Source organism: Rhodanobacter geophilus, assembly GCF_040812275.1.
GTDB lineage: Bacteria > Pseudomonadota > Gammaproteobacteria > Xanthomonadales > Rhodanobacteraceae > Rhodanobacter_A > Rhodanobacter_A geophilus.
Window position 1 is genome coordinate 153,761 of the sequence record NZ_JBFOHL010000006.1, and the last position, 24,717, is coordinate 178,477.

Sequence of the window (24,717 nt, forward strand, 5' to 3'; positions counted from 1 at the left end):
ACGCATGCAATACATCTACACCATGAACGGGGTGAGCAAGATCGTTCCCCCGAAGCGCCAGATCATCAAGGACATCTCGCTGAGCTTCTTCCCCGGCGCCAAGATCGGCCTGCTGGGCCTGAACGGCGCGGGCAAGTCCACGGTGCTGCGGATCATGGCCGGCGTGGACAAGGACTTCCAGGGCGAGGCGCGCCCGCAGCCGGGCATCAAGGTCGGCTACCTGGCGCAGGAGCCGGAGCTGGATCCGGAGAAGACCGTGCGCGAGGCGGTGGAAGAAGGCGTGTCGGTGATCCTCGACGCGCAGAAGCGCCTGGAGGAGGTCTACGCCGCCTATGCCGAGGAAGGCGCGGACTTCGACGCGCTGGCCAAGGAGCAGGAGAAGCTGGAAGGCATCCTCGCCGCCAACGACGCCCACGCGCTGGAGCGCCAGCTCGAAGTGGCCGCCGACGCGCTGCGCCTGCCGCCGTGGGACGCGAAGATCGGCCCGCTCTCGGGCGGCGAGAAGCGCCGCGTGGCGCTGTGCCGCCTGCTGCTGTCCAAGCCCGACATGCTGCTGCTGGACGAGCCCACCAACCACCTCGACGCCGAGTCGGTGGACTGGCTGGAGCAGTTCCTGCACGACTACCCCGGCACCGTGGTGGCGGTCACCCATGACCGCTACTTCCTCGACAACGCCGCCGAGTGGATCCTCGAACTCGACCGCGGCCGCGGCATCCCGTGGAAGGGCAACTACACCGAGTGGCTGGAGCAGAAGGACGCGCGCCTGAAGCAGGAAGCCAACCAGGAGAAGTCGCGCCAGAAGGCGATCGAGAAGGAGCTGGAGTGGGTGCGCTCGGCCGCCAAGGGCCGCCAGTCCAAGGGCAAGGCGCGCCTGAAGCGCTTCGAGGAGCTGAACTCGGTCGACTACCAGCGCCGCAACGAGACCAACGAGATCTTCATCCCGCCGGGCGAGCGCCTGGGCCAGGAAGTGATCGAGTTCAAGAACGTCAGCAAGGCGTTCGGCGACCGCATGCTGATCGACGACCTCAGCTTCAAGATCCCGCCGGGCGCCATCGTGGGCGTGATCGGCCCCAACGGCGCGGGCAAGTCCACGCTGATGAAGATGATCATGGGCAAGGAGCAGCCCGACTCCGGCGAGGTGAAGCTGGGCCACACCGTGCAGCTCGCCTACGTGGACCAGTCGCGCGTCGCGCTCGACGACAAGAACAACGTGTGGCAGGAAGTCTCCGGCGGCGCCGACATCCTCACCATCGGCAACTTCGAGATCCAGTCGCGCGCCTACATCGGCCGCTTCAACTTCAAGGGCACCGACCAGCAGAAGATCGTCGGCAATCTCTCCGGCGGCGAACGCGGCCGCCTGCACATGGCCAAGACCCTGCTGCAGGGCGGCAACGTGCTGCTGCTCGACGAGCCGTCCAACGACCTCGACGTGGAAACCCTGCGCGCGCTGGAAGACGCGCTGCTGGAATTCCCCGGCTGCGCCATCGTGATCTCGCATGACCGCTGGTTCCTCGACCGCATCGCCACCCACATCCTGGCGTTCGAGGGCGACTCCCACGTGGAGTTCTTCCCCGGCAACTACAACGAGTACGAGGCCGACAAGAAGCGCCGCCTGGGCGACGAGGCGGCCAGGCCGCACCGGGTGAAGTACAAGAAGCTGGCTTGAGGACGGCTTTTTGCGTTTGCCTCCTCTCCCCGGAGGGGAGAGGGGTGGCAGCACGGCAGTGAGGAAATTCCGATGCGCCTCATGCACCCCCTGCAAGCCGGCGTGATGGCGCCCCGGCCTACAAGCTGAAATCCGCGACCACCGGGAAGTGGTCCGACGGATAGACCTTGCCCGCGTGCGTGGTGAGCGTGCGCACGTCGTCGGCCTTCACGCCGCGGTAGAGGATCCAGTCGATACGGTCGGTCGCATGGCCGGTGAAGCCGTGGAAGGTGGCATCCGGACCTTCGTGCCGCGGCGCCGACTCGCGCGCATCGTGCAGGACCTGGGTCAGCATGGCGTGCGTCCTGCTGTCCGGCGTGGTGTTGAAGTCGCCGGTCAGGATGAACGGCAGCGACGCGGGCAGCCGTGCCAGGTGTGCCCGGATTTCCGCGGCGCAGCGTTCGCGGATCGCCTCGGCCTTCTCGCCGTCCTGGTAGGGGAAGTGCGTGTCGTAGTAGTAGAACTGCCTGCCGCTGCGCCGGTCCTGGAATTTCGCCCAGGTGACCATGCGCGGCAGCGGCTGGCCGAAGCTCCTGCTTCCCGGCTTGTCCGGCGTATCCGAGAACCAGAAGTTGCCGGACTCGAGCACCTCCAGGCGCGCCTTGTCGTAGAACACGCCCATGTGCTCGTTGTCGTTCCGGTTGATCTCGTTGCCGTTGCGGCCCCTGCCGAACCAGGTGTAGCCGGGCAGGTGCTGCTGCAGGTACCCGGCCTGCGGCGAGAGCAGTTCCTGCGTGCCCAGGATGTCGGGATGCTGCTGGCGGATCACCTGGACCATCAGGTCGCGCCGATGCGGCCAGGCGTTGATGCCGTCGTCCGCCTCGCCGTAGCGCACGTTGAAGCTCATCACGCGCAGGTCGTGCGTGCCGGATGACGGAACGGCACCGACGATGCCGGATGCGAGCGCCAGTCCGGACAGCAGGAACAGGCGTGGCAGCAAGCGCATGGTGCGGTTCCACGGTGGCAGGACGGGTGGCATGGCAGACCCTCGGCCGCTCATGGCTGGGCATGCCCCTGCACCGACATCGATGGCGGCGCATCGGCCGGTGCCGCGCCCCAGACCTTGTTCGGCTGCGGCCCCATGGTCAGCACCAGGGTGCCGCCGCCGGCGATGTCCGCCTGGCTGAACCACGGCCGGGTCCACGGCTTGCCGTCGAGCGTGGCCGACTGGATGTACTTGTTCGCGGCCGAGTTGTTGCGCGCCACGATCTCGAACAGCTTGCCGTTGCCCATGCGCAGGCTGACCTTGTCGAAGATCGGGCTGCCGAGGATGTAGTCGGGCGTGGACGGATCGACCGGGTAGAAGCCCATCGCGCTCAGCACGTACCACGACGAGGTCGAGCCCTGGTCGTCCATGCCGGGGAAGCCGTAGCCGCTGGCGTCGCTGCCGTACAGCTCGGCGAGGATGCGCCGCACCAGCGCCTGGGTCTTCCACGGCTGGCCGCTCCAGGCATACAGGTAGGCCGCCTGCTGGTCGGGCTGGTTGCCCTGCACGTACTGCCCGATCACGCCGGTGCAGTCGCGGCAGATGCCCTTGGGGTGGTAGGGCTTGGTGAAGAAGGTATCGAGCTTGGCGTTGAATGCGTCGCGCCCGCCGAGCAGGTCGATCAGGCCCTGCACGTCCTGCGGCACCAGCCACAGCGTGGACCAGCCCGAACCCTCCTTCGACATGAAGTTGTAGTAGGGCTCGTCGGGATCGAACGGCGAGATCCACTTGCCGTCCGCGGTCCTGCCGCGCATGAAGCCGGTCGTGGGGTCGAACACGTTGCGGTAGTTCGCGGCGCGGCGCAGGAACATCTGCGCGTCATCCGCCTTGCCGAGCCGGCGCGCAACGTCGGCCAGCGCATGGTCGTCCCAGGCGTATTCCAGCGTGGTGGCGACGCCCGCCTTGCCGCCGGCATACGGCGGACTGGGATTGCCCGGCGGCACGATGTCGGAGATCCAGCCGTTCTTCATGTATTCGGCGAGATAGCCGCGTGGTCCATTGGGATCGGTCGCGTTCTTGCGCAGGTATTCGTAGGCGGCGGCATAGTCGAACGGAATGCTGCGCTGCCATGCGCCGTCGTAGAGGAACACGGCATGGTCGCCGTGGAACGAGGTGTCCATGTAGCCGCGTTCGCGTGCCCGATCCAGCTCGGAGCGCATGATGTCCTGCACGACCCGGGGTTCGAGCAGCATCAGCAGCGTGATCTGGTTGCGGCCGGTGTCCCAGAACGGCACCGGGCCGTAGCGGTCGTAGCTGGCGACATGGTCCTTGCCGTCCGCGCCGGTGAAGTGCTCGCCCTTGCGCGCAAGCAGCCGCGGGCTGGCGAAGGAGTGGTACAGCGTCGAGTAGAACAGCATGCGCTGCTTCGGCGTGCCTCCCGTGACTTCGACACGATCGAGCAGTTGCGCCCACGCCTCGCGCGCCCTGGCATGCACGCGCTCGAAATCCCAGCCCGGCTCTTCGTCGCGCAACCGCTGTTCGGCTTCGTCGGCGCTGTGACCGTGGGCGATCTTCACCAGCACCTGCTCGCCGGCCTGGGTGTCGAAGGTGACGTAGGCACCGGCATAACCGCCGGTCACTGCACGCCGGTTCTGCTGCACGTCCGCGTCGCCGATGCCGTAGCCCTCGTGATCGTGGTCTGCGCGGAAGGTGCCGAATCCGGCGAACGGCCGCGAGAACTCGGCGACGAACCAGGAGCCGTCCGCGTCGCGCTGGCGGCGCCCGCCCGTGGTGACGCCGCGGATGGTGTGGTCGTCGACCACCTCCACTTCGCCGCCCGCGCGACGCAGGTTGATGATCACGTTCGACCGATGGCTCGCCGGAAACGTGAAGCGCATCAGGCTGGTGCGCTGCGTCGCCGTGAGCTCGACCCTGGTGTGGAAGGTGGCGAGGTCGACCGCGTAGTAGCCCGGCGACGCCTTCTCGCTCGCCTTGTCGTAGTACGACTGCGCGTAATCGGGCGGCACGGTCCAGTCGCCCACCACCGGCATGATCATCGGCGAGGCGCCGCCGCCATAGGTCGAGCCGCCGCCAGTGAAGCCGATCATCGTCGGATTGGGGTAGTAGTACGACATGCCGACGCCCGCGGGATAGCTGAGGTCGACATTGAGGTTGACCGGCGTCGCCTCGGTCGAGCTGTGCGGCAGGCTCGCGCCCGGCGACGTCATGCCTGAATACAGCGGCTCGCCGGGCGGCGGCGCATTGCCGATCAGCTCCTGCCGATCCAGCGGCGCGGTACCGACCAGCGGATTGGCCTCATCCACGGCCTGCATCGCGTGTGGCGATGCGCCGCCGTCGCGGGCGTGCCCTGCTGCGCTTCCCAGCACGGCGATCGCCATGGCGACCACGAGGGCTCCGGAGCGGCGCCGGAACGGTGAAATACGGCTGTCTGGACGTGCACTGGACATGGGCATGATCGCTCCGGCGAGGAGATGGAATTGCGCTTTCTGCAAGGCCGGACAGGGGATGCACTGGTCGATCCAGCGCATCCCGGCCCGGCCTTGCACCTCGTCTCAGTCCCCCGTCCCGAACTTGTACGTGAGGCCCACGTAGTACTGGCGCCCGTCGTACTCGAGGGTGTTCAGGCGGTCGGTCGTGTCGCTGCCCAGGTAGGAGCGCGTCGTGGACCGCGTCAGGTTGAGGATCGACGCGGTGACCATCAGGTGCTTGTCGATCTGGTACTGGCCGTTCAAGTCGACCTCGTTGTAGGGCGAGGTGTACTCGGGCAGGCCCGCGGCCAGGCCGTCCATCACGCGACCCGTCCAGTTGGACGACGCACGCAGCAGCAGGCCGTTCTTCTGGTAGAACACCGAGAGGTTGCCCGCATATTTGGCGCTGCCGATCAGCGAGGCGCTGCCGATCCGCGTGTCGCCGATGGAAACCGCCGTCGAGTTGGTCTTGTTGAGCGTGTAGTTCGCAATGACGCCGAAGCCCGACGACCAGGTGTGCTGCGTGTACAGCTCGATGCCCTTGGAAACGCCAGACTGCCCGTTGGCATTGGTGCTGTACTGCGCGAACAGCGTCGGCGTGCCGTCCACGTCCACCGTGAAGTTGTTCACCTGGACCGGCACCACGAAGTTCTTCACCGTCTTGTAGAACAGGTCGAAGCCCAGCACCGACTCCGGCGCGTAGTACCACTCCACCGCCGCGTCGTACTGGGTGGCGATGAAAGGCTGCAGGTTGTTGTCGGCACCGCTGCCATACCAGCCGGGCAGCGGCGCACCGAACTGGCTGCGATCACTGTAATAGGTCGGGAGGTAGTCGTTGAGGCTGCCCAGTTGGGCCAGATCGCCATAGTTGGCGCGCGCCATGGCGCGGTTGGCGGCGGCGCGCAGATCGAAGTTGTCGGCGAAGTTCCACACCAGGTTGAAGCTGGGCAGGAAGTTCCGGTAGCGCCGGCGTTGGGTGTTGAGGGTGTAGGCCTCGTAGTACGAGCACTTCCCGGCCGCTCCGTCCGCAGCCGATGCGCACTGCTGCGGGAGATATTCGAAATCGCCGGGAGCGCACGGGCCGCCGGCGGAGTTCACGCCGCTGGCCGGACAGATCAGGATGGTGCCGTCCGGGCCGTGGTAGTAGTCCGCGTAGTAGGTGGTGACCTGGTCGGCGGTGGTCACGTCCTGCAGGGTGTCCACGTAGCGCATGCCGAAGTTGCCGTGCAGGGTGTCGGTGTCGAAATTCACCTGCACGTAGGCCGCCGAAATCGACTCGCGCACCTTCGCCTGGTTGTCGGGGTCCATGTACCTGGCGGTGTCGTAGGTCTGGTTGAGGTAGTTGTAGTACGCCGGGAAGTTGATCCCCGGGAAGATGTTGTCGTGGTATGCCAGCGTGTTGTTGGTCAACTCATACGGCAGCAGCAGGCTCGGTTGCAGGTTGCCGGCATTGGGGTCGCAGCTCTGGAACTGCTGATCCGTGCCAGGGCAGTACCAGCGCAACTGGCCACTCTGCTGGGAGGCGGTGTTGTAGCGGTACTTGGCGCCGAACTGCACCGACGACAGCCAGCCCTTGTCGAAATCCAGCGTGAAATCGGCCTGGGCGACGTTCTGCGACGTCGCGGTGTTGATGAAGCCGGAACCGGTGGAACCCAGATCCACCTGCCCTTCGCCGGCCAGCATGTTCTGCAGCGTGTCCGTCGAAGCCGAGATGCCCGGCGTGCCGCTCAGCGTCCACTGGCTGTACTGGGCACCGTCCACCCACTGCCCGTTGACGAAGTTGCGCGGCTTGGCCGCCACGCCGAACTCCACCGACGGGCCACCGGTTGCCCAGGTGCGGCCGAGGTTGAAGGTGCCGCTGAGGATGCCGCCGGTATTCCATTCGCCTTCGATGTTGGCGGTCTGCGACGTCGCCTTTTCGACGGAGTAGTTGCCATTGAGCCACGGCGTCTGCGTGGAGCAGACATCCACCGGCTGGCGCTGCGCGCCGGTGACCGGATTGGTCAGCGAGTTGCATCCCGTGCCCGCCGCCGGCAGCCGGTAATTGGCGCCGGTGACGATCGTGCCGGATGGATCGAAACCCAGCCCGTTCGGCGCGAGCAGGTTGCCCTGCTGGTTCGCATAGGTGTCGGTGGGCAGGTTCCACTCGGGAATTTCCAGCGTGTTGGTGATCTGGGTGCGATCCAGCTGGAAGCGGAAGTAGTTGGCCGTCATCTGGAAATGGTCGCTGGGCTTGAACTGCAAGGTGAGCTGGGCGGCCTTGTTCTTCAGGTTCAACTGCGTCTGGCTGGTGCTGAACTGCTGCGGCATCCAGTAGCCCGAATAGACGCGGCCACCCTGGTCGACGATGCCGCCCGGCGGCACGTTGCCCCATTCGGGAATGTTGGGCTCCACATAGCTGCCGAACTGGTTGCCGCCGACGCTCACCGGCGGCTGGGTGGTGTAGTTGTTGGCCCACCAGTACCAGTTCGAGGCGGTGGAGGTGTATTCGGTTTCCTGCCGCTTGTTGTATGCACCGCCCACCAACACGCCGAAGGTGTTGTCGCTGTTGTGCCAGGAATACAGGCCCGAGACCTGCGGATTGATCCTGCCGTTGTTGTCGGCGCCGGTTTCATTGACGGAGATGAAGCCGTCATTGGGCTTCATGTCCAGCGGCTTGCGCGTGTGGGCCTCCACCACGCCGCCGATGCCGCCTTCGTCCAGCGACGCCATCTGGCTCTTGTAGAGCTTGACGCTGGAGAACATGTTGGCCGGCAGCAGCTGGTAGTTGAACGAGCGATCGAGCCCGCTCGAGGTGTCGGCGGAAGCGACGTAGTTGCCGTTGAGCTCGGTCAGCGTGAGCTCCGGCGCCAGGCCACGGATGCTGATGTTCTTGCCTTCGCCGTCGCTGCGACTGATCACCACGCCGGGGACGAACTGCAGCGCATCGGCGATGTTCTGCGCGGGGAACTGCGCGATGTTCTGCGCATTGACGACTTCCACGATCTCATTCGTATTGCGCTTGTCCTGCAGGTTCTGATCGATCGACTGGCGGTAACCCGTGACGACCATGCCCGGCAGGACGACCGGCTTCTCGTTCTTTTCGTCCTTTTTCTTGTCTGCCGCCTTCGCCTGCGTACCGTCGGATGTCTGTGTCTGTGGCGGCGTTGCGGTGGCGGCCGGCGGTGCGGTCTGCGCGGCAAAGGCGGCTGCGGGCATTCCGAGGCCGCCGAGCGACAGGCTCGCCGCGGCGAGCGCGGCATACAACGGCTTGCGGACAAAGGCATGTGGCAGGTAGGTCATCATCAGTATCTCCGTTGATTTGCGTTCTTCTGGAATCGGAGCTGGGCACTCCGCGTTCGATCGCATGAACCGGATGCGTGATTTGCTGCTGTTGTCGTCCCCTCTTGAATTGAATCGATCCAAAATCCTGTCGATCAACAAGTACGCCGCTCGTCGTCGACCAACACCTCAAGACCCCGAATGCGCTACTGCGATTGCCCGGATCGAATGCCGCCATAGCGGCAAGTCGCCACGGGAACTGCCGGGACGGAAAGACCGCCCACGAACCCGTGCATGCCTGCCGGTGGCAGGCATGTCATCACGGAAATACCGCTGGCTCCCGGTAATTGCATCTCTCAAGCCCCACCCATCCGTCAGACAGGACCGTGGCGTCCTGGGCAACCCCCTGCCCAATCGCCACACGGCCGAAGCCGTCCCAATCCCCGCATCTCTCGTGACTCGGATCACTTTCGACTTGGATCGATCTTAAAGATCGATCCGAAAAACTACTCCCCAGACTCGATATGTCACGCTGCAGCGCAAAATAATGCCGCAGCCGGTCAATCGACCCTGCGGCCCGCAGTCCCGCGACAGTGACGACGCCGGCGCGCAAACAGACCCGGCCCGAGGCCTGGACAGGCTCTCCCGGGTTCTTGCCGTGGCCCTCGAACCGGTCCTAGCGAACCGGCGTCTGCATGCTCCGGACTGCGAGGGGCGCGAAGATGCCGCCTTGCACGGGCCGGGCCTGGAAAGCGACACGGCCACCGGTGACGGTGTTGTAGAGATCGCAGAACGGCACGCGGTCGGCCGTGCCGTCGGCGTAGGCGTAGACGCGATCGATCAGCTCCTGCGCCACCGGGTGATCGGCCAGCCAGGCCGCCGTGAACAGCGCCCAGTCGGACTTGGCGTAGCTGTGCGGCACCTGCAACGGAAGCCCGAAGGCATTGCACTGCTGCCGGTACCAGGCCGCCTGCATGGCACGGACTTCCGTCGGAATCAGACCGGTGCCCAGCAAGCTGTCCGCAAAACCGTTGTAGAGCGTTCCCCAGGTGCCCTGTCCGTCGGCATCGTGATAGGTCAGGTCCAGGTGCGGGGCCTGCGGATCCTTCGCATGCGCCAGCCAGTACGCGATGTCCTTGCGCGCACGGTCGCGGTAGTGCGCGGCGGCGTCGGCATGGCCGGCAAGCCCGGCCACCTGCCCCATCGCGGCCAGCGCCACGATGCCTTTCAGCGCCAGGTTGACGCTGTGCGCGATCGAGCCGGCGAAGTCGTCCGTCTGGTTCTGGAAGCCCGGATCGGGCAGGTTCCGCTCCAGGTATTGCGCCCACTTTTCCAGCAGCGGGTAGTGGCGGGCGGCGAAGGCCTGCGCATCGGCATGCGGCGCGCGGCGCAGCCACGCGGCGATCATGATCAGCATGTCGCCGCTCTCCTCCACCGGCATGTCCTCTTCCTTGCCGTCGTTGTGGCCGGTGGCCTGCGGATAGGCGGAGCCGAGGTCGTGCTCGGCGTAGGGCTTGGGCCATCCGCCGCGTTCGGCGTAGTCGAGCAACGGCAGCAGCAACATGCGCAGGTAATCGGGATCGAGGTACATCCACACCGGCGAGGCCGGGTAGAGCACATCCACGGTGGACACGTTGCCGTCGCTGGAAATCTCCTTCAGGAACGCCCACGGCGAACCATCCGGCCCCAGTACCAGTTCGGTGCCGGCGTAGGCCTGCCGCAGCGACAGCACGCACAAGCCCTCGTAATGCTCGCCGCCGGCCGCGCGCGCATCGCGGCTGACGCGCGCATCGAGGGCATCGGCCCGCGTGCGCGCCGCCGCGGCGTCGCCGTGGAAGAAATCCAGCATCGCCTTCCAGTCGCCGAAATGCTTCGTCCACAGCGCGCGCAATGGCCGGCCGAGGTAATTGATGCATTGCTCGCGCACCTGGCCGATCACGAAATCCGCAGCGGTCGCGGAAGCTCCGCAATGGCCGAGGTCGACCGCCAGCGCCAGCGCCGGCATCGCCTTGACCGTGCTACGCATCGCCTCGTTGCCGCCGTCGAGCGAGCCCTGCCCGACGAAGCGCGCCCGCAGCTTCAGCCGGTCGCCGGCCTGCATGCTGACGCCGTCGCGGGCGGGCGTCGACCAGAGCACCTGGCCCCAGGCCGCGAACTCGTGCTGCTCCGCCAGCGGCTGCGGCTGGGCGAGCGCCAGCGTCCAGGTGCGGGCGGCCGGCGAATCGCCGCGCGCGACCACCACTTCCTGCGTGGCATCGCCGCTGGCCCAGTCGCCGGTGATCTCCATGTAGACCTGCACGGCATGGGCCGCGCCATCGATGCTGCGCGCCGACACGCGGACGTAACTCATCGGTATGGACTGGCGGCGATGGTCGCCCGGCTCCACCGGCGAAAGAAAATCCACCGACAGCTCGACGCCGCCGCCCTGCAGGGTGAAGCACGAGCGCGTCGCCGTGACCCGCAACGCGGTCTGCCGCATGGCGCGCGGGAAGTCCTCGACCGTAGCCTGCTTCCCGTGGTTGCCGTCGGGAATGGCCTGGACGATCTTGCCGTCGCCCATGAACAGCCAGGCCACGCCGTCGATGCGGGCCAGTCCCACCATGCCCGTGGTGCTGCCCTGCCAGAACTGCGGCGAGTTGCCGGGCAGCAGGGTCGCCGGCAACCAGGTGCTCAGGTAGGGCTGGCGCACCGCCAGGGGCACGGCCGGCGGACGGATCGGCGTCGCCATGGCGGCGGCTTGCGCGGCATCACCGGCCCCGCCCGTCGCCGGTTCGACGGATGCTGCAGCCGTCGCGGCCTTCGCTTCGGCAGGCAGCAACGCCGAACCTGCGAGTGCCAGGCCGGCGATGCCCGTGAGCCGCAGTACGTTGCGGCGCGAGGAGTCGATGGCCGTGGAAGGGTCGAGGGAAGGCGTGCATTTTTTCGACATGGTGAAACCCCGGTCAGATGTGTCGCGATCGGCGAAAGGAGCAGAGGGTGCGTCGATTGATCCGGCGCGATCTTCCAGACCTTAGGTCCGATCCGGGACAAATGGAAGGCCAAACACGTCCGCCGTCACGATCTTGCCAACCCGTACGCCTGGCCGCGTGTCCGATGCGCTTCGCTTAGACTACGCAGCCATTCCCTTGCCCGAGGCCCGTGCCATGCGCTTCCACGACACCCTGCAGCAGCGCTGGCGCGAACACGGCACGCTGGTCTGCGTGGGCCTCGACCCGGAGCCGGCGAAATTCCCGGCCCACCTGCGCGGCACAGCCGACGCGGTGTTCGCGTTCTGCGCCGCCATCGTCGACGCCACCGCGGATCTCGCCTGCGCGTTCAAGCCACAGATCGCCCACTTCGCCGCGCTGCGCGCGGAGGATGCGCTGGAGCGGCTGATCGCGCACATCCACGACAGGCACCCCGGCGTGCCGGTGATCCTCGACGCCAAGCGCGGCGACATCGGCAGCACCGCGCAGCATTACGCCGGCGAAGCATTCGATCGCTACCAGGCGGATGCGGTGACGCTGAATCCGTATCTCGGCCGCGACTCCATCGCGCCGTTCCTCGAACACGCCGACAAGGGCGTGATCCTGCTGTGCCGCACCTCCAACCCCGGCGGCGCCGACTTCCAGGCGCTGGACTGCGGCGGCGTGCCGCTCTACCTGCGCGTGGCCGAGACCATCGCCCGCGACTGGAACGCCAACGGCAACTGCGCCCTGGTCACCGGCGCCACCTGGCCGGAGGAACTGGGCCAGGTGCGCGACGTGGTGGGCGACATGCCCCTGCTGGTGCCCGGCATCGGCGCCCAGGGCGGCGACGTGGAAGCCGTGCTCAGGCATGGCCTCACCGCCGACGGCAGCGGCCTGATGATCAGTTCCTCGCGCGCCATCCTCTACGCCGGCAGCGGCGAAGATTTCGCCCAGGCCGCGCGGACGGCCGCGATGGAACTGCGCGACACCATCAATCGCCATCGTCCTTGAGCGTCCCGGCGGGCGGCGCCATGCCGAACATGCAACTCGACCACCGTGCGCACCGCCCCGCGGCTGGCAAGCATCCGCTCTGCCTGCTGGCGCACAACGTCCGGCGCCCCGCGAACGTGGGCGGCCTGTTCCGCCTCGCCGACGCACTGGGCGTGGAGGAGCTCATCCTCACCGGCAGCTCCTGCACGCCACCCCATCCGAAGCTGCGCACGGCCGCCCGCCATACCGAGCAGCGCGTGCCCTACGTCCACGCCGAGGATCCCCTGCCGGTCGTGGCCGGGCTGAAGGCCGCCGGCTACCGGATCATCGGCCTGGAACTCACTTCCGCCAGCATCGCGCTGGACCAGTTGCGGGTTGCCCCGGGCGAACGGATCTGCCTGGTCCTGGGCAACGAGAGCGCCGGCATCTGCCAGGCCCTGCTCGACGCCGCCGACGCCACCGTGCACATCCCGATGCTGGGCCACAATTCGTCGATGAACGTCGCCAGCGCCTGCGCCATCGCCACTTACGTCATCACGCGCAAGCTGGGATGATCCCCGCAGGGGACATCGGCCCTGCCCTGCCTCGGGGCACCGGCGGCATGGAGACCTGTTCATGCGCAGCAATCGATCCATTCCGAACGCCACCATCATTCCCGTGCTCGGCTACGCCGACGTGCGCGAAGCCGCCGACTGGCTGTGCAAGGCCTTCGGGTTCCGCCAGCGGCTGCGCATCGGCGATCACCGCATCCAGCTCGTCTACGGCGACGGCGCGATGGTGGCCAGCGACGCCGGCCCGGAAAGCGGCGGCGAGCTGCCGCGGCAGTCGGTGATGGTGCGGGTGGACGATGCCGACGCGCACCATGCGCAGGCCGTCGCCGCGGGAGCCCGCATCGTCCGCGAACCGGCCAGTTGGCCCTACGGCGAGCGCCAGTATTCGGCGATGGACCCCGGCGGCCACCTGTGGACGTTCACGCAGACCGTCGCCGATGCGGATCCCGCCAGCTGGGGCGGCGAACTGCTCGAACCCTGAGAGCCTGGTGGCTCCGAGCCGCCCGCAGCCGCCTGGCGGCAGGGCTGCCGGCGGCATCGGCGTTTTGTCAGCCCTGCCCCTGCCCCGTACAATTCAAGGCTTTGACGCCAGATCCCGCACCCCACCGGTGCGCGCCATCGCGAGTCCCCATGGAAAAGAGCTTCGAACCCGCCCAGATCGAGTCGACGTGGTACGCCCGCTGGGAAGCCAGCGGCGCGTTCAAGCCGTCGGGCCAGGGCGAGCCCTACTGCATCCTGCTGCCACCGCCGAACGTCACCGGCACGCTGCACATGGGCCATGCCTTCCAGCAGACCGTGATGGACATGCTGGTGCGCTACCAGCGCATGCGCGGCATGAACGTGCTGTGGCAGGTGGGTACCGACCATGCGGGCATCGCCACGCAGAAGATCGTCGAGAACCAGCTCGCCGCCGAAGGCAGGACCCGCCACGACCTCGGCCGCGAGCCGTTCGTGGAACGCGTGTGGCAGTGGAAGGAGGAATCCGGCTCCACCATCACCAACCAGATGCGCCGCATCGGCGCCGCGGCCGACTGGTCGCGCGAGCGCTTCACCATGGACGAGGGCCTCTCCGCCGCGGTGCGCAAGGTGTTCGTGGAGTGGTACCGCGCCGGCCTGATCTACCGCGGCAACCGCCTGGTGAACTGGGATCCGGTGCTGGGCACCGCCGTCTCCGACCTTGAGGTGAACAATGTCGAGCGCGACGGCCACATGTGGTCCATCCGCTACCCCGTCAGCGACAGCGATGAATCGCTGGTGGTCGCCACCACCCGCCCGGAAACCATGCTGGGCGACGTGGCCGTGGCCGTGCATCCCGAGGACGGGCGCTATGCGCACCTGGTCGGCAAGACGCTGATCCTGCCGCTGGGCGGCCGCGAGATCCCGGTGATCGCCGACGACTACGTGGACCGCGAGTTCGGCACCGGCTGCGTGAAGATCACGCCGGCGCACGATTTCAACGACTACGCCATCGGCCAGCGCCACCGGCTCGCGCCGATCACCATCTTCACGCTGGATGCCAAGGTCAACGACAACGCGCCGGAAGCCTACCGCGGCCTCGACCGCTACGACGCACGCAAGCGCGTGCTGGCCGACCTGGAGGCCGCCGGCCTGCTGGTCGAGACCAAGGCGCACAAGCTGCAGGTGCCGGTGAGCCAGCGCTCGGACGCGGTGATCGAGCCCATGCTCACCGACCAGTGGTTCGTCGACCTCACCTCGGACGTGCAGGCGGATGGCCGTCCGGGTGGCCGCAAGGCGATCACCGAACCCGCGCTGGACGCCGTGCGCTCGGGCGAGATCAGGTTCGTGCCCGAGAACTGGAGCACCACCTATACGCAGTGGCTGGACAACATCCAGGACTGGTGCATCAGCCGCCAGCTGTGGTGGGGCCACCGCATCCCGGCGTGGTACGACGAGGCCGGCCACATCTTCGTGGGCGAGGACGAGGCCGACGCGCGCGCGCATGCCGCGTCCGCGCCGGTGGGCGCGCTGCGCCAGGACGAGGACGTGCTCGACACCTGGTTCAGCTCCGCGCTGTGGCCGTTCTCCACCCTGGGCTGGCCGCTGGACGGCCCGGTGCAGGACGCCGACGGCAACGTCGTCGCCGACTGGTCGCGCGACCGCATCTACCTGCCCAGCGCCGTGCTGGTCACCGGCTTCGACATCATCTTCTTCTGGGTCGCGCGCATGGTGATGGCGACCCGGTACTTCACCGGCCAGGTGCCGTTCCGCGAGGTGTACATCAACGCCATCGTGCGCGACGCCGAGGGCCAGAAGATGTCCAAGTCCAAGGGCAACACGCTGGACCCGCTGGACCTGATCGACGGCATCGAGCTGGAGCCGCTGGTGGCGAAGTCCACCAGGTCGCTGCTGATCCCGCAGGTGCGCGAGAAGGTGGAGAAGCGCATCCGCAAGGAATACCCCGACGGCATCAGGGCCATCGGCACCGACGCGCTGCGCTTCACCTTCGCCGCGCTGGCCAGCTACAGCCGCACCATCAACTTCGACCTCAAGCGCGCCGAGGGCTACAAGGCGTTCTGCAACAAGCTATGGAACGCCGCGCGCTTCGTGCTGATGAATGTTTCCCCTCTCCCCTCGGGAGAGGGTGGCGCGGATGCGCCGGGAGAGGGTTCGGGCGAAGCGCAGCCTTTCGCTACGACCGTACCCTCTCCCCAACCCCTCTCCTCGCTCCTCAAAGCCGGCGCCATCCATGGCGCCTCCCCGCGTGCCCGGAGGGAGAGGGGCTCGGCACCGGCCACCGAAGCCGAGCGCTGGATACTCACCCGCCTCGGGCAGACGCTGGCCGAGGTCGAGCAGCACTTCGCCAGCTACCGCTTCGACCACCTGGCGCAGGCGCTGTACGAGTTCGTGTGGAACGAGTATTGCGACTGGTTCCTCGAACTCTCCAAGCCTGCCCTGAGCAAAGCCGAAGGGTCTGCGTTGAATGGCGACGATGCGCAGGCCGCGGCGTCCACGCGCCATACGCTGCTGGTGGTGCTGGAAGCCGTGCTGCGCGCACTGCATCCGGTCATCCCGTTCATCACCGAGGAGATTTACCAGGAAGTGGCGCATGCACTTGAGCGCCCTTCCATGAGCGCAAAGTACAAACCGGCATCCCTGCCGGACTCTTCAACAAAGAGCATTCTCCAATGCCCGTATCCGCAGGCATCGGACTTCCCGGCCGACGACGCGGCCACCGCCGAGATCGAATGGTTCAAGGCCGTGCTCTCGGGCATCCGCAGGATCCGCTCGGAGATGAACATCGCGCCGGGCAAGACCATCCCGCTGCTGCTCGCCGGGGGCGAGGCCGCGGATCGCGCGCGCGCCGAAAAATTCGCCGCGCAGATCGCCTTCCTCGCCCGCACCGAAGCGCCCGCGTGGATAGCACCCGGCGCGGCAGAGCCGGCCGCCGCGGCCGCCGTGGTCGGCTCGCTGCGCGTGCTGATTCCGCTGGCCGGGCTGATCGACCTCGGCGCCGAACAGGCACGCCTCGCCAAGGAAATCGCCCGCATCGAGGGCGAGATCCGGAAATGCGAAGGCAAGCTCGGCAACGCGAACTTCGTCGCCAATGCGCCGGCGGAGGTGGTGGCGCAGGAACGCCAGCGCATCGTGGACTGGAACACCCAGCTCGCGGCGCTGCGCGAGCAGGCGGGGAAGCTAGCGGGTTGAGCAGCCTGTCGCCCTCTCCCCTCCGGGGAGAGGGTTGGGGTGAGGGGCAATCTTGCGGTAGAAGCAAAAAGCGCCTTTACCTATTTCTCAATATCGCTTCCAGCGATATTGAGCGCCATCACGATCGCGTCCTCGCGCCCATCCTTCGCCGGGTAATAGCGCGGGCGGCGGCCGATCTCGCGGAAGCCCACCGACTCGTACAGCGTCTTCGCCAGCGGATTCGAGGGCCGCACTTCGAGGAAGATGCGCTGTGCGCCGCTCCAGCGCGACACGTCGAGCAGGCGGCCCAGCAGGTGCCGGCCCAGCCCGCGGCCACGGTACGCGGCCGCGATGCAGATGTTGAGCACGTGTGCCTCGCCCGCACCCACCGAGAGGATGCCGTAGCCGGCCAGTTCCTCGTCGATGCACAGCACCCAGCACGGATGCCCCGCCTTGAGGCAGTCGGCGAAGATGCCACGCGTCCACGGGAAATCGTAGGAAACCTGCTCCACCGCCACGACCTCATCGAGGTCGTCCATGCGCATCAGGCGCATGTGGCTGGCCGGGCGGGCGACCGCGACCATGGCGCTCAGCGCCCTGCCGTGGCCAGGCTGCGGCGCAAGGTGCGCAAGGCGATCCACAGCCGCCGCTTGGCGGCGGCATCGCCCAGCAGGCGGCCCGGTTCGTCCACCAGCACGATCTGCGCCTGCGCGGTCACCTGCATCGGCAGGCTGCGCCCCAGCGCGTGCGCCTGCGCCTCGCCGCAGGCCAGGTAGGCGCGTGCCTGGGGCACGGCAACCTCGGCCTCGCCGGGTTGCACCCGCACGCGACCGGCACGGGCCAACGCGACGCCGGCGCAATTCAAGGCACGACCCAGCAGGTCCAGTTCGCGCGTGCCACAGACCGCCGGCAGCAGCACCACGCAATCGGCGTGGCTGGTGGCCGGCAAGGGCGAATCGTCCGCCAGTGGCGCCGCCTCGCCCGTCGCCGCCTGCCGGCGCTGCCACGGCGTCAGCCCCAGCGCGCGCAGCACGCGCGCACGATGTGCGGCGGCGGCCGGTGCGATGGCCGGCGCGTTCACGCCCTTTCCCCCCGCCGCGGCCGCCGGCGATGGCCGGCCAGCCCCCACAGGGTGAGCGCCGGGCCGGAGAGCACATAGACCGTGAAGCCGGCCAGCAGCACGCGCGGCGGATCGAGGTACAGCAGCACCAGCAGCAGCAGCGCCGTCACGATCCACACGAACGGCACGCGCTGGTGGTTGCCCAGCGGCAGCGACTTGAAGCTGAAATAGCGGAAGCGGCTGACCATCAGCAGGCCGGCGATCACCGCGATCCACGGCGTGACGAAGCACAGCTCGGCGCCCGGAATCTCCCACTTGTCCATGCTCCACACGAAGGACATGCACACCGCCGCCGCGGCCGGGCTGGCCAGCCCCTGGAAATAGCGCTTGTCGGCCACGCCCACCTGGGTGTTGAAGCGCGCCAGCCGCAGCGCGGCGCAGGCGGCGTAGATGAAGGCGGCGGCCCAGCCCAGCTTGCCCCACAGCGGGCCGAAATCGCGCAGCGTGGACAGCGACCACGTGTACATCACCAGCGCCGGCGCCAGGCCGAAGCTCACCAGGTCCGACAACGAGTCGTACTGCACGCCGAACTCGCTCTGCGTGCCGGTGAGCCGCGCCACGCGGCCGTCCATGCCGTCCAGCAAGGCGGCGATGAACACCGCCACCGCCGCGTCGCCGAAACGGCCGCCGATGCTGGCGATGATCGCGTAGAAACCGGCGAACATGGCCCCGGTGGTGAACAGGTTCGGCAGCAGGTAGATGCCGCGATGCCGGGGCGGGCGTACGGGCAGGGAGTCGCTCATGGATCAATCCGTGACAGGATGCGCGCAGTGTAAACCATCATCCGCTTGAGTCCCGGCCGCGCGGGAGTTCTACTAGTGCACCTGTGCGGGGTGGGGAACCCCGCCCATCCAAGCCTCCGGAGAATTCCATGCCCCGTTCGCTGATCGCCGTGGCGCTGCTGCTGGTTGCCCCGCTGGCCGTCGCCCAGCAAATCTACAAATGGACGGACGCCAAGGGCACGGTGCATTACTCGCAATCCGCCCCCGCCGAGGGCACCCGCTACCAGCAGGTGAAACTGACCGGTGGCGTGGAATCCGCCGACGCGCCGGCACCGCAGCCGGCCGCCGACGACACCCCGGCACTGGCCGCCGCCCCCGCCGCCCCGGTGGCCGATACTCCTGCCAACCGCGCCAAGCTGTGCGCCACGCTGAAGTCCAACCTCGCCACCCTGCAGGGCAGTGGCCCGGTGGTGATGCAGGAAAGCGGCAAGCCCGCGCTGCTGAGCGATGCGCAGCGCAAGCAGCAGACCGCTACCGCCAGCGCGCAGTACCAGCAGTACTGTGCAGGGCAATAGAAGCGTTTCGTGACTGCAGCCGGCTCCACGAGAACGGCTTCAGTCGCAACCGGGACGACCGGGGCCACAGCAGGCCATGCCCATTGGCGGAACCGTCAGGACGGTTCCGCACCGCTATAATCCGGCTCTTTACTACGCCGGAAACCGCCTGCATGCGCCTCAGCCAATTCCACCTGGCCACCGTCAAGGAAGTGCCCGCCGACGCCGAGATCGCCAGCCACCAGCTGATGCTGCGCGCCGGCATGATCCGCAAGCTCGCCTCCGGCCTCTACACCTGGTCGCCGCTGGGCCTGCGCGTGCTGCGCAAGGTGGAAAACGTGGTGCGCGAGGAAATGGACCGTGCCGGCGCCGTCGAGATACTGATGCCCACGATCCAGCCCAGGGAACTGTGGGAGGAATCCGGCCGCTGGGCGAAATTCGGCCCGCAACTGCTGAAAATCAAGGATAGAAAAGAGCAGGAATTCTGCTACGCGCCCACTGCGGAGGAAGTCATCACCGATTACGCGCGCAACGAGCTCAACAGCTACAAGCAATTGCCGGTGAATTTCTACCAGATCCAGACCAAGTTCCGCGACGAGATCCGCCCGCGTTTCGGCGTGATGCGCGCACGCGAATTCCTGATGAAGGACGCATATTCCTTCCACCTCGGCCAGGAATCGCTGGGTGAAACCTACCAGGCGATGTACGACGCCTATGCGCGCATTTTCACGCGGCTCGGTTTGAAATTCCGCGCGGTGCAGGCCGACACCGGCGCGATCGGCGGCAATGCCAGCCACGAATTCCAGGTACTGGCCGATTCGGGCGAGGACGCCATCGTGTTTTCCGACGGCTCCGATTACGCGGCGAATGTGGAAAAGGCCGAGGCCCTGGCGCCGACTGCGTCGCGCCCCGCTCCCGCCGCGGAAATGCGGCGCGTGGATACGCCTGGGCAGAAAACCATCGCCGAGGTCAGCGCCTTCCTCAAGGTTTCACCCGGGCAATGCGTGAAAACCCTGCTGGTGAAAGGCCGCGACGGCCTGGTGGCGCTGTGCCTGCGCGGCGACCATGAATTGAACGAAGTGAAGGCCGGCAAGCTGGCCGAATTGCCGGGCGAAGTCGAGCTCGCCAGCGAGGCGGATATCCTTGCCGCCACCGGCGTGCGCCCCGGCTTCATCGGCCCGGCCGGCCTGCCCGGCGCGATCCCGGTGATCGTGGACCGCAGCGCCGCCGTGCTGGCGGACTTCGTCTGCGGCGGCAATGCCGACGGCACGCACCACACCGGCGCCAACTGGGAACGCGACGCACGCATCACGCGGGTCGAGGACATCCGCCAGGTGGTCGAGGGCGACCCCTCGCCCGACGGCAAGGGCACGCTGCGCCTCGCCCGCGGCATCGAAGTGGGCCACGTGTTCCAGCTCGGCTCCAAGTACGCCGAGGCGCTGGGCGCCACCGTGCTGGACGACCAGGGCAAGGCGCAGGTGATGCTGATGGGCTGCTACGGCATCGGCATCAGCCGCATCGTGGCGGCCGCCATCGAGCAGCGCCATGACGAGGCCGGCATCGTCTGGCCGGAGGCGATGGCGCCGTGGCGGGTGGCGGTGTGCGTGATCAACCCCAAGGGCAACCCGGAGGTCGCCGCCGCCGCCGAATCGCTGTACCAGGAGCTCGCCGCGCGCGGCATCGAAACCGTGCTGGACGATCGCGGCCTGCGCCCCGGCGCGATGTTCGCCGATATGGAGCTGATCGGCATTCCGCATCGCGTGGTGGTCAGCGAACGCGGCCTTGCCGCCGGCACGCTGGAATACCGGGCTCGCCACGAGGCGGAAAGCCGCGCCGTGACCCGTGACGAGCTGTTCGGCCTGCTCGACTGAAAGCCGCCTGTATGGTCCCGACAAGCGGCCGCCATGCGCGGCCGTTTGTTTTCATGCCCGGGGCACTGCGTCGAATTGGATTATCCCGTGTAATGGCGAAACGCAATGCCCGGCGTCCCGCCATTGGTTTTTTGTGAAATCGGGCGCTTTGCAAATACGGTTTATTTGAGTGAGAATGGCCGCCGCACCGGTAATGCCGTCTGCCACGCATTCATCCGGGCCACCACAAATTCTCATCGTTACGGGAGCTTCCGATGGCCATCGATATCAAGAATCTCAACCATAATCAGCTCAACGACCTGATCAACAAGGCGCAGTCGCGCCAGCACGAACTGAAGAAGGAAAAGGTGGTCAAGCTGCGCGAAAAGATCCACGCGCTGATCAAGGCCGAGGGTTACAGCTTCGACGACATCTTTGGTGGCGCCCGCGGCAAGCGCCGCAGCGGCGGCACGGTGGCCCCGAAATACCGCAATCCGGCGAATGCCGAGCAGACCTGGTCCGGTCGCGGCAAGCGTCCGCGCTGGTTCAACGAGGCGCTGAAGGCCGGCAAGAAGGAAAAGGACCTGCTGATCTGATTTGACACTTTGCGATCACCCATGGTCGCGAAGATCAAACCGGCAGCCATCCTCGGCCGTGCTTTTCACGAGGTACTCCCATAAAAACGCCGGCCTGCAGGTCGGCGTTTTTTGTGGGCATCCACAAACGGGATTTTCGCGGGGCGCCCCTCTCCCGGCCCTCTTCCCGGCTTTCGCCGCCGAAAGCCTGCGAATCCGGCCTGCGACGGATTACAGGGAGCGGCGCGGCGATACCAGCAGCTCGCCGAACAGCAGGCCTGCCACCAGCGACACCAGCAGGGTAAGCAGCAGCAAGGCCGTGTCCATGCCCAGGCTGGTGTCGCGTTCGAGCAGGAAGGACACGCTGCGGAAACCCACGCTGCCCGGCACCAGCAGCAGGATGCCCGGCTCGCGGATCACCGCGCCCGGCCGCTGCCGCAGGCGCGCGTAGAGGTTGGCCAGCGCGCTCACCAGCAGGCCGCCGACGAACACGCCGAACGGCGCGCTGGGCAGGTGCCCGGAAAATTCGCCGCCCCAGCGCGTGGCGAGATAGCCCGCGATCACCGCCACGATCACCGCCGGCCAGTCGCGCCGCGCGGCGCGGAACAGCATCGCGAACGCCACCGCGGCCACCAGCAGCGCCGGCCAGTCGGTCCAGCCCGGCAGCGGCGGCAGCGCGAAATCCCGCGCATGGATGCCGAACGCGGCGCAGACCTCGGTGGCCGCCACGGTGCCGAAGGTCAACTTCAGCAAGGTCGCCGTGGCGCCGCCCAGGCGCGCCATGCCGGACACCAGGTGCCCGCTGGACACTTCGCGCACCGCGGTGGTCAACGACATGCCCGGCACCAGGATGATCAGTGCCGCCAGCACCACCGACTTGATCGCCAGCGGCACCACGAAAGCGCTGACCAGGATCGCCACCGCGGTGGCCACCACCGCGCTGATCGCGTCGCTGGCCACCGCCAGCCGCGGCCGCGTGGCGGAAAGGATGGTGATGCCGCCGATCAGCGCGCCGATCACCCCGGCCACCACCAGGTCCACCCACGAGCTGTGCAGGAACAATGCCGCGATGCTGGCGGCGGACAGGCCATAGCTGATGACGGTATTGATCTTCGCCCTGCGCGTGTCCGGCGCGCCCAGTGCGCGCAGCAGGCGGGAACCCTCGCGCAGGTCCAGCTCGCCCGCGATCACCCGGTCGGCGATCTCGTCCGCCTCGCACAGGCGCGCCAGGTTCACGTCGCCGGGGGCGAGCCGCATCACCTGGGTGGTCTGCGCCACGCCCTCGTCGCCCTGCCCCAGGTCGGAGAAGGAAATGATGATCGCGGTGGGGCTGGACCACACGTCGGCCTGCAGGCCCAGCCGCCGCGCGCTGAGGTCGACCGCCATCTCCAGCCGCGGTGCCGAGGTGCCGTACTGGTGCAGCCGCCGCGCCAGCTCCAGCAGGAAGGCCATCCGCGTGTTCAGCGCCGCGGTGACCAAGGGTTGTGCACCCGCAGCCGGCGCGCTCATGCAGCAGCGCGCACCTTGAGCGTGGTGCCGTCCACCGCCACCACCTCCACCGTGATGCCCAGCGGCAGGTCCGGCCCGCTGACCAGCCACTGGCCGTCGCCCACGCGCACCTTGCCGCGGCCGTTGACGATGGGCTCGATCAGCTCGTAGCGCTGGCCGATCATCTGCTCCGCACGACGGTTCAGCCGATCACTGCCGGGCGCGCGACGTTCGATCCGCGGCCGCAGCCAGCGCGCATAGGCCAGGCAGGCGGCCAGCGCCAGCACGGCGAACAGCACCGCCTGCGCCAGCAGGCCCATGCCGGGGAACAGCCACAGCAGCACGCCCATCGCCGCGGCGGCGATGCCTATCCACAAGAGGAAATAGCCGGGCGCCATCACCTCGCCCGCGATCAGCAGCAGGGCGAGGATCCACCACAGGTAATGCGTTGCGATCTGTCCGAGCATGGGAATCATCCGAACTGTTCTTGACTCCCCTCTCCCGCTTGCGGGAGAGGGGTCGGGGGAGAGGGCACGGCCTCCACGAATTGCCTGATCTGCTCCAGCACGCTTTCCGTCCGATCCATCACGTCGTGATTCCAGAAGCGCAGCACGGTCAGCCCCTGTGCTGTCAGCCACGCATCACGCTCGCGATCATAGGCGACTTGGTCGCCATGTTGGCTGCCGTCCAGTTCGATCACCAACCCGCGTTCCATGCAGACGAAATCGACGATGTAAGGACCGAACGGCTTCTGGCGCTTGAACTTCAAACCCAAGAAACGATGGGCGCGCAGGTGGTACCAGAGATGTTGCTCGGCAGGTGTCGGGATCGAACGCATGGATTTGGCGTGGTCCAAGTGGGTCATACCTGATCCTTCCTTGAAAAGCGCCCTCTCCCCCAACCCCTCTCCCGCAAGCGGGAGAGGGGAGAAAAGCATGTCAGCGCGGCGGCATGGCCTTGGTGGCGGCCTGCTGCTGGCCCAGCGATTCCTTGGCCAGCTCGGCGATGCCGGCCATGGCGCCGATCACGCCGGTGGCCTCGATCGGCAGCAGCAGCATCTTCTGGTTCGGCGAGGCGGCCATCGCTTTCAAGGCCTCGACGTAGTTGTTGGCGACGAAGTAGTTCAGCGCGTTGACGTTGCCGCTGGCGATCGCCTCGGACACCATCGTCGTGGCCTTGGCCTCGGCTTCCGCGGTGCGCTCGCGCGCCTCGGCGGCGCGGAACGCGGCTTCCTTCTCGCCTTCGGCGGCGAGGATCACCGACTGCTTCTCGCCCTCGGCCTTGAGGATCGCCGCCTGGCGGAAGCCCTCGGCGTCGAGGATGTTCGCGCGCTTCTCGCGCTCGGCCTTCATCTGCCGCGCCATCGCGTCCACCAGGTCGCGCGGCGGCGCGATGTCCTTGATCTCGATGCGGTTGACCTTGACGCCCCACGGGTGGGTGGCCTCGTCCACCACGCGCAGCAGCTTGGCGTTGATCGCGTCGCGCTGGCTCAGGCTCTCGTCCAGGTCCAGCGAGCCGAGCACGGTGCGGATGTTGGTCATGATCAGCGCCAGCGTGGCCTGTTCCAGCTGCGCCACCTCGTAGGCCGCCTTGGCGGCGTCCAGCACCTGGTAGAACACCACGCCGTCCACGCGCACCACGGCGTTGTCCTTGGTGATGACGTCCTGCGATGGCACGTCCAGCACCTGTTCCATCATGTTCATCTTGCGGCCCACCGACTGGTAGACCGGTATCAGCAGGTGCAGGCCAGGCGTCAGCGTGCGGGTGTATTTGCCGAAGGTCTCCACCGTCCACTCGTAACCCTGCGGCACGATGCGCACCATCTTGAGCAGCGTGACGACCACCAGCACCACGATGACCAGCGCAAGAAACGATCCCATGACCTGCTCCATTC

The 24,717-nt window shown here is 67.3% G+C and carries 19 protein-coding genes; 8 read left to right on the plus strand and 11 right to left on the minus strand.

Annotated features, from left to right (window positions below; translation table 11 throughout):
• The first annotated feature begins 4 nt into the window (after window positions 1-4).
• Window positions 5-1,666, plus strand: coding sequence for an energy-dependent translational throttle protein EttA (gene ettA / locus ABQJ56_RS08475; RefSeq protein WP_367844570.1), 1,662 nt, complete (start codon window positions 5-7; stop codon window positions 1,664-1,666).
• 118 nt (window positions 1,667-1,784) lie between these two features.
• On the opposite strand, the gene ABQJ56_RS08480 is transcribed toward ettA, so the two are convergent.
• The 4 genes from ABQJ56_RS08480 to ABQJ56_RS08495 all read right to left on the minus strand — a co-directional run bounded on the left by ABQJ56_RS08480 (window position 1,785) and on the right by ABQJ56_RS08495 (window position 11,309).
• Entirely contained in the window at window positions 1,785-2,651 is an 867-nt protein-coding gene (locus tag ABQJ56_RS08480; RefSeq protein ID WP_367844571.1) for an endonuclease/exonuclease/phosphatase family protein, read from the minus strand.
• 50 nt (window positions 2,652-2,701) lie between these two features.
• Complete coding sequence (locus ABQJ56_RS08485) at window positions 2,702-5,029, minus strand: GH92 family glycosyl hydrolase (protein WP_367844572.1); 2,328 nt, start codon at window positions 5,027-5,029, stop codon at window positions 2,702-2,704.
• Window positions 5,030-5,203: 174 nt separating this feature from the next.
• On the minus strand, window positions 5,204-8,404 hold the full coding sequence (locus ABQJ56_RS08490; RefSeq protein ID WP_367844573.1) for a TonB-dependent receptor: 3,201 nt from the start codon (window positions 8,402-8,404) through the stop codon (window positions 5,204-5,206).
• Window positions 8,405-9,056: 652 nt separating this feature from the next.
• Window positions 9,057-11,309, minus strand: a complete 2,253-nt coding sequence (locus ABQJ56_RS08495) for a glutaminase family protein (protein ID WP_367844574.1) — start codon at window positions 11,307-11,309, stop codon at window positions 9,057-9,059.
• Between the two features lie 214 nt (window positions 11,310-11,523).
• On the opposite strand from ABQJ56_RS08495, the gene pyrF reads away from it, so the two are divergent.
• The 4 genes from pyrF (at window position 11,524) to ABQJ56_RS08515 (ending at window position 16,535) form a co-directional block, all read left to right on the plus strand.
• Complete coding sequence (gene pyrF, locus ABQJ56_RS08500; RefSeq protein ID WP_367844575.1) at window positions 11,524-12,339, plus strand: orotidine-5'-phosphate decarboxylase; 816 nt, start codon at window positions 11,524-11,526, stop codon at window positions 12,337-12,339.
• 20 nt (window positions 12,340-12,359) lie between these two features.
• A complete protein-coding gene (locus tag ABQJ56_RS08505) occupies window positions 12,360-12,872 on the plus strand; it encodes a TrmH family RNA methyltransferase (RefSeq protein WP_367844576.1) in 513 nt (170 codons plus the stop codon).
• A gap of 61 nt (window positions 12,873-12,933) precedes the next feature.
• Window positions 12,934-13,350, plus strand: a complete 417-nt coding sequence (locus tag ABQJ56_RS08510) for a VOC family protein (RefSeq protein ID WP_367844577.1) — start codon at window positions 12,934-12,936, stop codon at window positions 13,348-13,350.
• 149 nt (window positions 13,351-13,499) lie between these two features.
• Window positions 13,500-16,535, plus strand: a complete 3,036-nt coding sequence (locus tag ABQJ56_RS08515; RefSeq protein ID WP_367844578.1) for a valine--tRNA ligase — start codon at window positions 13,500-13,502, stop codon at window positions 16,533-16,535.
• 80 nt (window positions 16,536-16,615) lie between these two features.
• Here ABQJ56_RS08515 and rimI read toward each other — a convergent pair whose 3' ends face one another.
• The 3 genes from rimI to ABQJ56_RS08530 are packed head-to-tail and all read right to left on the minus strand — an operon-like array spanning window position 16,616 to window position 18,377.
• Window positions 16,616-17,098 carry a ribosomal protein S18-alanine N-acetyltransferase gene (gene rimI / locus ABQJ56_RS08520; protein ID WP_367844579.1) on the minus strand — a complete coding sequence of 161 codons (483 nt, stop codon included), beginning with the start codon at window positions 17,096-17,098 and terminating at the stop codon, window positions 16,616-16,618.
• Window positions 17,099-17,103: 5 nt separating this feature from the next.
• Window positions 17,104-17,595 carry a hypothetical protein gene (locus tag ABQJ56_RS08525; protein ID WP_367844580.1) on the minus strand — a complete coding sequence of 164 codons (492 nt, stop codon included), beginning with the start codon at window positions 17,593-17,595 and terminating at the stop codon, window positions 17,104-17,106.
• A complete protein-coding gene (locus tag ABQJ56_RS08530) occupies window positions 17,592-18,377 on the minus strand; it encodes a CDP-alcohol phosphatidyltransferase family protein (protein WP_367844581.1) in 786 nt (261 codons plus the stop codon). The genes ABQJ56_RS08525 and ABQJ56_RS08530 overlap by 4 nt, the downstream gene beginning before the upstream one ends.
• Window positions 18,378-18,505: 128 nt before the next feature.
• On the opposite strand from ABQJ56_RS08530, the gene ABQJ56_RS08535 reads away from it, so the two are divergent.
• From ABQJ56_RS08535 to ABQJ56_RS08545, 3 genes are all read left to right on the plus strand, one after another.
• Entirely contained in the window at window positions 18,506-18,931 is a 426-nt protein-coding gene (locus tag ABQJ56_RS08535; protein ID WP_367844582.1) for a DUF4124 domain-containing protein, read from the plus strand.
• 152 nt (window positions 18,932-19,083) lie between these two features.
• Window positions 19,084-20,781, plus strand: a complete 1,698-nt coding sequence (locus tag ABQJ56_RS08540; RefSeq protein ID WP_367844583.1) for a proline--tRNA ligase — start codon at window positions 19,084-19,086, stop codon at window positions 20,779-20,781.
• A 254-nt stretch (window positions 20,782-21,035) separates the two neighbouring features.
• Complete coding sequence (locus ABQJ56_RS08545) at window positions 21,036-21,356, plus strand: H-NS histone family protein (protein ID WP_367844584.1); 321 nt, start codon at window positions 21,036-21,038, stop codon at window positions 21,354-21,356.
• 210 nt (window positions 21,357-21,566) lie between these two features.
• On the opposite strand, the gene ABQJ56_RS08550 is transcribed toward ABQJ56_RS08545, so the two are convergent.
• From ABQJ56_RS08550 to ABQJ56_RS08565, 4 genes are all read right to left on the minus strand, one after another.
• Entirely contained in the window at window positions 21,567-22,844 is a 1,278-nt protein-coding gene (locus tag ABQJ56_RS08550; RefSeq protein ID WP_367844585.1) for a threonine/serine exporter family protein, read from the minus strand.
• The gene (locus ABQJ56_RS08555; protein WP_367844586.1) at window positions 22,841-23,290 is read right to left on the minus strand and encodes an NfeD family protein; all 450 of its coding nucleotides are present in this window, start codon (window positions 23,288-23,290) and stop codon (window positions 22,841-22,843) included. Before ABQJ56_RS08555 ends, ABQJ56_RS08550 begins: the two co-directional genes overlap by 4 nt.
• Window positions 23,291-23,295: 5 nt before the next feature.
• Window positions 23,296-23,688, minus strand: coding sequence for an endonuclease domain-containing protein (locus ABQJ56_RS08560; protein ID WP_367844587.1), 393 nt, complete (start codon window positions 23,686-23,688; stop codon window positions 23,296-23,298).
• Between the two features lie 73 nt (window positions 23,689-23,761).
• The gene (locus ABQJ56_RS08565) at window positions 23,762-24,703 is read right to left on the minus strand and encodes an SPFH domain-containing protein (protein ID WP_367844588.1); all 942 of its coding nucleotides are present in this window, start codon (window positions 24,701-24,703) and stop codon (window positions 23,762-23,764) included.
• Between the last annotated feature and the right edge of the window lie 14 nt (window positions 24,704-24,717).